This is a genomic window from Pedobacter borealis DSM 19626 (assembly GCF_000708285.2).
Taxonomy (GTDB): Bacteria; Bacteroidota; Bacteroidia; order Sphingobacteriales; family Sphingobacteriaceae; genus Pedobacter; species Pedobacter borealis.
Genome location: NZ_JAUG01000137.1, coordinates 1 through 7,422 on the forward strand (window position 1 = coordinate 1; position 7,422 = coordinate 7,422).

The following is a 7,422-nucleotide window of genomic DNA, read 5'->3' on the forward strand; positions in this document are numbered from 1 at the left end:
CTCATTTTGTGGCGTTTTAATCAAGTTTTCTGTTAAGACGGTCGTCACCCTGAATTTATTTCAGGGTCTTTCACGCTAAAAAGATGCTGAAATAAATTCAGCAGGACGATAAAGCGGGATTAGGCGTAAATAAGATATAATTTTCAGCAAATAATTATCGAACTCAGGTTGATAGGTAAATTAATATTTTGTAAAAGCGTTAAAATCATGAAATATCCTCAGTTTTGTCTATTTCTTATCGTTGTACTGTTTTTGCTTGGCTGTAAGCATGATCAGACCGAATTTGCCATGCACGATCGCGAATTTACCGACTCCGTGTATCCTGAAATGCAATATCAGCAGCAGTTGAACCTTGAACTGCAAAAGATGGCTGATGCCCCAGAAATTAAGGGTTTAGGCATCAGGAGAGGGAATGAAAATCAAGCCTATATTCAGCAGTTAGCAGCAAATACAAATACGTTGGATCAATTTTCACAAACTTCGCTCAAAGAAGAACACTTACAAAAACTAACGCTATTGCATCAACATAATCCGGTCCAATTTGAACAGTTACATTCGCTTCTCATCGATTCTGACCAAAAAATGATTGGTTTTCACGTAAAAGCTACTGGTTCTACAGGATTGCTCAACCCTGATTTGAGGGCCTGGGCTGAAGCAAAAATTGCCTATTGGACGGCGGATCTGAATGAAATCCAAGGCTTAAAAAAATAAGCAAAGCTGATGTTGCCGCCCCCAGTTTTTATTGTTCTGGTGTTCGCTGTAAATTATATAAAATTTTAATCTAACCTGGTTGATTTAAGTTTAATTAACCAATTATCTATCCTTTGCAGCACTTTTTAAATTTAATAGATCGACAATCTTTTTTAGTAATACAAAGATATCAAAGGGTTTTACCACAAATTCTTCGGCATTACATCCGCTGGTCATTTGTTTTATATCGGCATGGGCACTCATAATAATTACCGGTGTCGCAGCGGTTTGAGGATCAGCCTTAAGCAGTTTACATACCGCCATGCCATTGCCGTCGGGCAGCATTACATCTAGTAAATAAAGGTCAGGATTGATATGCTTTCTGCTCAAAAACTCATTAACGGTAGTATAACATGCTACCTGGTAGCCTTCTTCTAAAAGCAGGAACTGTAATATATCTCTTATCCCTGCATCATCCTCAAGTATACAGATCAGTTTACTCATAAAAAATAATTTTTACACTAAAATTTGTTCATTAAAAATAGTATTTGCGTTTTTACGTTATTCTGTAGCAGCATTTTTTTGATCTTTATTGTTGCCTTCTTCATACCTGTCTTTCTCCTTTTCATCTTCGTGTACAATAAGCGAATGGGGGGCTGCGGTAGGGTTCACACCTGTGCCAGTGGTTTTGGGCAAACTTAAAAGATCGTTGTTATTGGTTAACGGCGTGTTTTTTATTTTTGTATTACCCAAAGCAATTTGATTTAGCTGTTCCTGGTTTTTCCTTTGATTGCCTTTCTCAAGGTCTTTTCTGTCGTTTTCGGTATTTGCCATAATGCGATTTACTTTGTTAAAATAACAGAACCATCAGATTAAAAGTTTTAAGCAAAGCGAAAATTACCCACATGAGCTTAGGCATTTTCGCTTAACTTTATTTTTGATACGCTGGGCCGATCATTTTTTTTATTTCGAGCGCATTAAAAGCAGTATAACCAGCCTGGTCAGTATCGAAATAGAGGTACACGTCTTTTTCTTCTTTTATCCACGAAATCAACATGTTGTTCCACTTTGTTAAACTATGGTTGTTATAACTTCCCTGATATTTTCCTCCAGGTCCGTGTAATCTGATATACACAAAATCTGCTGTGCTTAAAATGGGAGATTGATGCCCGGCCAGCTCATAAATGCAAAAAGCGCAGTTATATTTGGCGAGCAGTGTAAATACATCATCATGATACCAAGTTTAAGGGAAAGCGCTGTTCATTTTCTGTTTAAAAAATCAATAATCCTTCAAACTTTTTTGAAAATTTTTCTGCCAAAAGCGCAATGTGATATATCTTTGTATCAATTTTTGTGTTCTCTAAAGGGAATTCAGTAAACGGGATATAGCGTAGCCAGGTATCGCGCCAGCATGGGGTGCTGGAGGTCGGAAGTTCGAATCTTCCTATCCCGACCAGTTATTGAGCAGACAGCCCATATTTGATGTCAATTTTGCTATTTTTTTGAAACTATAGTTATAAAGCACCTGTTTTACAATAAAACAGATACTATGAAAAATTACATCAATCCAAAAGAGGAAGACAACGAAGATGAAAACGGCAATGAACAGTCGCGAATAAGTCCCAACGAAGAAAAAGAAGCCGATGATAACGAACTTCAACGGGGGCTTACCGGTGAAACTGATGATGAAGATGATGTAGGGGGAGATCTTGCCGGAAATGCCTAGTACCTTAAAAGCGGGCAGCAGTATGGGATGCCCGCTTTTTATATGTTCTGCCGGATAGATCCAGAATGACCTGTGATGTCGGATGAACGGACAGGTGTAAGATTTTCTCTGTTTTTTGTTGGCTTACAACGGATGTATGGCTATTGCCCATTTAAATAAAAGTATTTTCCGGCACCGATATATTCGCTTATCGCAAACATTTTTTAATGTTCCCTGTTTGTTTTTGGAAAGAACTGATTAATATTACTATTATCTAATAGATTTAAGCGTTAAAAAATAAATGGCTAAATCAAAAAATCAACTGGTACAATTCCTAAAACACTTACCGGTATTTCCGGACTTGATGAGATTACATTGGGCGGGCTGCCCTCGGGAAGACCCACACTTGTTTGTGGTGAGGCCGGTTCTGGAAAAACACTTTTTTCCATAGAGTTCATTGTAAAAGGAGCCTTGGATTATGGTGAGCCAGGGGTATTTATGGCCTTTGAGGAAAAGGCCGAGGAACTTAAAGCGAACGTAGCATCACTTGGATTTGATCTGGAACAGTTAGAAAAGGATAAGGTTGGATTATGTGCATATAGACCGCTCAGAAATTGAGGAGACCGGAGAGTATGACCTGGAGGGGCTTTTTATCCGACTGGGATACGCAATCGACAGTATAGGTGCAAAAAGGGTAGCACTTGATACCATCGAGAACCTTTTCGCGGGGCTAAATAATACGGCAGTGCTGCGGGCAGAGATCAGGAGACTTTTTCAGTTTCTAAAATCGAAAGGCGTTACGGCAGTCATAACAGGTGAACGTGGAGGAAATGGACTTACCCGTCAGGGACTTGAAGAGTATGTGTCAGATTGTGTAATTTTACTTGACCACAGGATTATCAACCAGATCTCCACCGGGAGGCTCAGGGTTGTAAAATACCGTGGATCGGTCCACGGAACCAATGAATATCCCTTTCTGATCGACGATGAGGGGATCTCAGTGCTTCCTGTTACCTCTCTGCAGCTGAATCATGAGGTTTCCTCAAAAAACCTGTCTTCTGGTATTCCTGCGCTGGATAAAATGCTAGGCAATTCTGGTTTTTTTAAAGGGAGCAGCATTCTGGTTTCGGGCACGGCTGGCACGGGCAAGACCAGTATAGCGGCAACATTCGCCAATACGGCCTGTTTGAGGGGCGAGAAATGCCTTTTCTTTGCTTTCGAAGAATCCCCAAAACAGATCATCAGAAATATGCGTTCTATAGGCATAGACCTTCAAAAACACCTTAAAGAAGGAGCTCTTGAGTTTTACGCTTCACGCCCTACTTTGTACGGACTGGAGATGCACCTGGTGGCGATCCATAAGGCAATCAAAAAGTCCAGGCCATCTGTTGTTATACTTGATCCGATCACCAACCTGATCACGATAGGATCGGTTAGTGATGTGAAAACCATGCTTGTACGCCTGATCGATTTTCTACAGGCTGAACAGATTACGGTTATGTTTACAGCCCTTACCCTTAATAATATAGTTAATGAACAGACCGATGAAGGGGTTTCTTCGCTTGTAGATGCCTGGCTTTTAATCCGCGATATCGAGAGCAACGGTGAGCGGAACCGTGGATTGTATATCATGAAGTCAAGAGGAATGAAACATTCAAACCAGATACGCGAATTTGTGATTACAGATAAGGGACTCGATCTAGTGGATGTATATCTTACCGAGGATGGCGTGCTAACCGGCTCGGCGCGGGAGGCAAGGATGCTTATGGAGCAGACCGGCGAGATCATCCATGCCCAGGCTGTCAGCCGTAAGGACCGTGAACTTGAACGAAGACGTAAAATTTTAGAATCAAAGATCGAAAGTCTAAGATCCGAATATGAATCAGCAGAAGAGGAACTCAATAAAGTTTATGTTGAGGAGGCTTTAAAAAAAACAGATCATGGGCGAAACGATAAGCAAAATTGCCGATCTGCGCAGGGGAGATTATGGTGGAGAAGAAAAAAATGTAAACAAAAAAAATAAATAGTGGGGAAAGCATATGAACTCCGGCTATATGTGGCCGGTAAAACCAATAAATCGGTAGTCGCACTGGAAAACCTGAAAAAGTTCTGCGAGGAGCACCTGAAAGGAAAATATAGTATTGAGGTGATCGATCTTTTGGAAAAACCACAGCTGGCTGAAGGTGATCAGATATTTGCCATTCCGACACTGGTAAAAAAAGTGCCTGAGCCGGTCCGCAAAATTATAGGTGACCTTTCAAATGAGGAAAAGGTTCTGGTGGGACTGGACATACGTACAAAGATTAATAATTAGTTATGCCGATAGGAAACCCCGATCATCCAGACATTAATTAATCCTGCAAAGCGCTTTTAGTGCAAAAGCCGGCAGAGGTACCTATTATTCTTGCGAATTGCATCATTCTTTTAAAAACCCATTGATTCGAGGTTATGTAAAAAAAAGAGGGTCTATCATAAATATAGATTTGTCATCCTGTCCAAAGGACTCCTGTGGAGAGCCTGTCGAAGGACCTGTTTAAATACGCTTTAAGGTGTTTCGACAGGCTCAACATGACAGCATCTGGGCTGAAATTGCCTTTATGATAGCCCCTCTTTTTTATTGGATTTCGATCTGTCTGGCGACCGCTTTGGCTTCCTCTTTTTTAGGAAGTTCAAGTTTCAGAATTCCATCGTTATAGCTTGCACTGATCTTTTCAATGTCAGCACTTTCCGGAAGTGTGAAAGATCTTGTGAAAGCCGAATAACTATACTCTTTTCTGTTATAGGTTCTTCCTTCGCTGAGGTTTTCGTTTTTTGTTTCAGTTGAGATCGTGAGCATATCCCTTTCTACCGAAACGCGGAAATCATCTTTTTTAAGTCCGGGCGCAGCAAGCTCAATGTGATAGTGATCGGCTGACTCCGAGATATTTACAGCCGGAACGTTGCTTAAACGACGGTCGGTAAAAAAAGTGTCGCCAAGTACTGATTCAAAGATGTCATTAAAGCCTGGCAATAATGAACTGTTCTTTTTTTCTGGATTGAATTTAACCAATGTCATAGTGTTTTCTCCTTTAAAACTTTTAATAATAAATGGACTATAAATCAATTAATTTTCTCTGGACGCTGATGGTCCAATTTTGATTAATCAACCGCTATGCCAATCGTGAAAATAAAGCGATTATAGTGGTCAGACTGAAAAATTTTCATTTTTTCTGAAATTTTTTCAGTTCACGGGACTGAAATTTTTTCATTGCATGAACCTCGCTTTTAATCAGACCGCCCAAAAGATCTGATAGCACCTGAAATAAATGCCGAGCAACTGTATCAGATTATTGGTTTGTAATGTTTATATTTTCAAAAATGCCCACTGCTGGTTACGTCCACCACTGTAAGACCATTGAATAGCTGTGCCGCCATTGTTGAGTGAAGATCCATTAATATCCAATGCCTTTCCGCTATTTACATTAACGATCCTATAATATCCATTAGTGGTAATCTGAATTGACCATTTTTGATTTGCACCGCCACTATAATCCCATAAAGCTGCCTGGCCGTCATCAGCAGTGCTCCAGCCATTAATTTCTAAACACTTTCCGGTGGCATGCATTGGGGTTAGCCTATAATATCCACCTCCTGCATCTTCCACCTTGAACTGCTGGTTTGCCCCCGCTACATAAGTCCATTGCTGAGCGGGTGTTTGATTGGCAGTACCCCATCCTCCAATTTCCAATGCCTTAAAACTGTATCTGTTTACAATCTGGTAAACCTGTCCTACCTGGATGGTTGAGGTCGTGTTATTTTGCGCGCCCTGCACCACTGCGGCAAGGCCTTGCTGATCAGCAACTCCGTTTGTCTGCCTGTCAACGATTCTGAATGCATTGTTTCCACTTGATCCATCATCGAAATAAAAAGGAAGCAAGCCATTTAAGAGTGCCTGGTGGGTAACATGATTGATATAGTCCGCCCTGCTGGCCAGATGCAGTGTCAACGCATCTCCAGAAAGCGTTGCCGACCGCCGGATTGCTCCATATTCTCCCAATATAACCGGAATGCCCTTATCAATATACTTTGTCTTCATCAGCGAAAAATCTGCTCCGGCATTTGATTCCTCGCCAAATGTGGCATTCCGTGAAGTATCAGTAGTAGAATGATATCCATCGCCCCAATAATAAAACATATTGCCCCAACTTACATCCTGAGTGAGACCGGCAAAATTAAAAGGAGTATAATGATGTACTTCAACCATCAGGCGATTGGCTGCAGGATCGGTGGGTAGGGTATTCATTAAATTATTGGTGTATTCAATGCTGGTTGTGGGCCCCTGGATAACCAACACCCTTTAACTATTTCGGCCACCAGTTGATCTGACCGCATTCACAAAGGTTTGATGATAGGAAAGCAGAACGCCCATCCCGGCGGCATCTGATACGGCAGGTTCATTAGCACTGGCAAACATAACATGTTCGTCAAAATCACGCATCTGTGTAGCAATCTGTTCCCAAAAAGCTTTTTGTAATGCATTAACCTGGGCCTGTTGGGCAGTGGTGCAATTATTTTCTAACCATCCGCCATCCCAATGGATATTTAAGATGACATACAGGCCATCGTTAACACAGTATTGAACCACTTGCTTTACCCTGTTTAGCCATGATTGCTGAAGTTCTGCTGTAGCACTGTTGGCCATGTATTGATTCCATGAGCAAGGGATCCGAACCGCAGTAAAACCGCTTCTTTTCACCTGATCGATAAGCGCCTGGCTAACCATAGGATTGCCCCAGTTTGTTTCACCATCAATTGCCTCAAGTGTGTTGCCTATATTCCAGCCCAGTTTGAATTTTGCCGAAAGCTGCATCGCCGTGCTATTTACTCCCGATTGGTCCTACCGTGTGGACACATTTTTTGGTTTGGGTTTTATTCGTTTTGCTAACCAACTCTAATAAAACACAGGTTTAACCGAAGAGCACCGTCAATCCCAAGGGCCGGAGAAATCAAAAAAACAGTTGCAGGAAAGAACAAATAGCATTGCCAAA

Annotated in this window: 9 protein-coding genes, 1 tRNA gene and 2 pseudogenes; 6 read left to right on the plus strand and 6 right to left on the minus strand. The window is 41.3% G+C overall.

All coding sequences use genetic code 11. The features are described 5' to 3' along the window. The first annotated feature begins 207 nt into the window (after window positions 1-207). A complete protein-coding gene (locus AW17_RS22355; RefSeq protein WP_029280333.1) occupies window positions 208-711 on the plus strand; it encodes a hypothetical protein in 504 nt (167 codons plus the stop codon). A gap of 102 nt (window positions 712-813) precedes the next feature. Here the strand turns inward: AW17_RS22355 and AW17_RS22360 are convergent, their stop codons facing one another. From AW17_RS22360 to AW17_RS22370, 3 genes and pseudogenes are all read right to left on the minus strand, one after another. Continuing rightward, on the minus strand, window positions 814-1,194 hold the full coding sequence (locus AW17_RS22360) for a response regulator transcription factor (RefSeq protein WP_029280335.1): 381 nt from the start codon (window positions 1,192-1,194) through the stop codon (window positions 814-816). 57 nt (window positions 1,195-1,251) lie between these two features. Continuing rightward, window positions 1,252-1,524: a hypothetical protein gene (locus AW17_RS22365; protein WP_029280336.1), complete on the minus strand. Its 273-nt coding sequence runs from the start codon at window positions 1,522-1,524 to the stop codon at window positions 1,252-1,254. A gap of 97 nt (window positions 1,525-1,621) precedes the next feature. After that, window positions 1,622-1,921: pseudogene (locus tag AW17_RS22370) on the minus strand (DUF72 domain-containing protein); the annotation flags it as partial. Between the two features lie 148 nt (window positions 1,922-2,069). On the opposite strand from AW17_RS22370, the gene AW17_RS22375 reads away from it, so the two are divergent. From AW17_RS22375 to kaiB, 5 genes are all read left to right on the plus strand, one after another. Further along, a tRNA-Pro gene (locus tag AW17_RS22375) sits at window positions 2,070-2,146 on the plus strand. Between the two features lie 93 nt (window positions 2,147-2,239). Further along, a complete protein-coding gene (locus AW17_RS24360; RefSeq protein ID WP_157280397.1) occupies window positions 2,240-2,416 on the plus strand; it encodes a hypothetical protein in 177 nt (58 codons plus the stop codon). A 354-nt stretch (window positions 2,417-2,770) separates the two neighbouring features. Continuing rightward, complete coding sequence (locus AW17_RS25210; protein ID WP_209444319.1) at window positions 2,771-3,013, plus strand: ATPase domain-containing protein; 243 nt, start codon at window positions 2,771-2,773, stop codon at window positions 3,011-3,013. Then, window positions 2,988-4,418 carry a circadian clock protein KaiC gene (gene kaiC, locus AW17_RS22380; protein ID WP_209444321.1) on the plus strand — a complete coding sequence of 477 codons (1,431 nt, stop codon included), beginning with the start codon at window positions 2,988-2,990 and terminating at the stop codon, window positions 4,416-4,418. The genes AW17_RS25210 and kaiC overlap by 26 nt, the downstream gene beginning before the upstream one ends. A gap of 3 nt (window positions 4,419-4,421) precedes the next feature. Further along, a complete protein-coding gene (gene kaiB / locus AW17_RS22385) occupies window positions 4,422-4,709 on the plus strand; it encodes a circadian clock protein KaiB (RefSeq protein ID WP_209444323.1) in 288 nt (95 codons plus the stop codon). A 300-nt stretch (window positions 4,710-5,009) separates the two neighbouring features. Here the strand turns inward: kaiB and AW17_RS22390 are convergent, their stop codons facing one another. The 3 genes and pseudogenes from AW17_RS22390 to AW17_RS25050 form a co-directional block, all read right to left on the minus strand. Beyond that, window positions 5,010-5,450, minus strand: a complete 441-nt coding sequence (locus AW17_RS22390) for an Hsp20/alpha crystallin family protein (protein WP_029280345.1) — start codon at window positions 5,448-5,450, stop codon at window positions 5,010-5,012. Window positions 5,451-5,738: 288 nt separating this feature from the next. After that, window positions 5,739-6,209 carry an RICIN domain-containing protein gene (locus tag AW17_RS25215; protein WP_280740058.1) on the minus strand — a complete coding sequence of 157 codons (471 nt, stop codon included), beginning with the start codon at window positions 6,207-6,209 and terminating at the stop codon, window positions 5,739-5,741. A gap of 201 nt (window positions 6,210-6,410) precedes the next feature. Continuing rightward, window positions 6,411-7,244: pseudogene (locus AW17_RS25050) on the minus strand (glycoside hydrolase family 5 protein); the annotation flags it as partial. Window positions 7,245-7,422 lie beyond the last annotated feature (178 nt).

Coding starts and splice junctions, on each gene's coding strand:
- AW17_RS24360 (WP_157280397.1), top strand. CDS start 2,240: ATGAAAAATTACATCAATCCAAAAGAGGAAGACAACGAAGATGAAAAC.
- AW17_RS22390 (WP_029280345.1), bottom strand. CDS start 5,450: ATGACATTGGTTAAATTCAATCCAGAAAAAAAGAACAGTTCATTATTG.
- AW17_RS22355 (WP_029280333.1), top strand. CDS start 208: ATGAAATATCCTCAGTTTTGTCTATTTCTTATCGTTGTACTGTTTTTG.
- AW17_RS22365 (WP_029280336.1), bottom strand. CDS start 1,524: ATGGCAAATACCGAAAACGACAGAAAAGACCTTGAGAAAGGCAATCAA.
- AW17_RS22360 (WP_029280335.1), bottom strand. CDS start 1,194: ATGAGTAAACTGATCTGTATACTTGAGGATGATGCAGGGATAAGAGAT.